Here is a 1307-nt window from a genome sequence, read left to right as displayed (position 1 = left end):
CTTTCCTTCTAGTGGTCGTCGCAACACCCCAGTCCAGGGGATGCGATGGCCTTCGAAGCTCGTGAAGATCGGAAACCGCAGGGGCCAAGGAAGCTCCGTGCCGAGCGGGAGGAATACTTCCGGCTCGTGCGACAGGGCTACACAAACAGGGAAGCCGCCCGTCTCGTTGGCGTGCATGAGCGAACAGCTCGTGAGTGGCGCAACGGGCGGACGGATCCCAAGAGGTTCCGGGCACCGGCTCGCATTGAGCGGGTGCCCGGCTCTGGGGCGTCCGGCCGGTTCTTGAGTGAGAGCGAGCGGATTCACATCGCCGACCGGCTGCGGGAGAAGGCATCCATCCGTGCTATCGCTGCCGAGCTGGGCCGTAGCCCGTCCACGATCAGCCGGGAGGTCCGGCGCAACCGCTCACACATCCGAGACAATCAGTGGGCCTATCGGCCCTACGCCGCACAGGCCCGCGCCGAGGCGCGGCGACCACGCCCCAAGCCCGGCAAGATCGGGCAGAACCCTGAGTTACAGGCATACATTCAGGACCACCTGCACAAGCGCTGGAGTCCCGAGCAGATCTGCCAGAGCCTGCGCAAGACCTTCCCGGAGCGGGCGGAGATGCATGTGTGCCACGAGACCATCTACCAGGCGCTCTACGTTCAAGGGCGCGGCGAACTCCGCCGTGAGCTGGTCCGCGCGCTGCGCACTGGGCGCACGCGCCGCAAGCCTCACCGCCAGGTGAACCGTCGCCAGCCGCGCTTCGCTCACCCCATGGTCATGATCAGCGAGCGGCCGGCCGAGGTCGACGACCGTGCCGTGCCAGGCCACTGGGAAGGTGACCTGATCATCGGCAAGGACCAGAGGTCGGCGATCGGCACCCTAGTCGAGCGCACCACCCGCTATGTGATGCTCGTCCACTTGCCCATCGACCGCAGTGCCGAGAGCATGCGCGATGCCCTGGTGAACACCATGACGACGTTGCCGACCCAGCTCAAGCGCTCCCTGACCTGGGACCAGGGCAGCGAGATGGGCCGCCACCACGAGTTCTCCATCGCCGCCGACATGCCGGTCTACTTCTGCGACCCGGCCAGCCCTTGGCAGCGTGGCTCGAATGAGAACACGAACGGTCTGCTGCGCCAGTATTTCCCCAAGGGCACGGACCTGTCGGTCCACAACCGCGAGCAGCTCGACGCTGTCGCCGCTGAGTTGAACGCCAGACCAAGAAAGACGCTCGACTGGGATACCCCAGCCGAGCGTCTCGCTATGCTTCTCGCCGCCAGCAGTTGATCAACGTGTTGCGATGACCACTGGAATTTGCC

General features: G+C 65.5%; 1 protein-coding gene. It reads left to right on the top strand.

All coding sequences use genetic code 11. From position 1 onward, the window contains the following. Nucleotides 1-45: 45 nt before the first annotated feature. Nucleotides 46-1275, top strand: coding sequence for an IS30 family transposase (locus AC3EO4_RS55640; protein ID WP_431904980.1), 1230 nt, complete (start codon nt 46-48; stop codon nt 1273-1275). Nucleotides 1276-1307: the final 32 nt, after the last annotated feature.

Source organism: Nonomuraea sp. bgisy101 (genome assembly GCF_057708945.1).
This window is presented reverse-complemented; position numbering and strand designations above follow the sequence as displayed.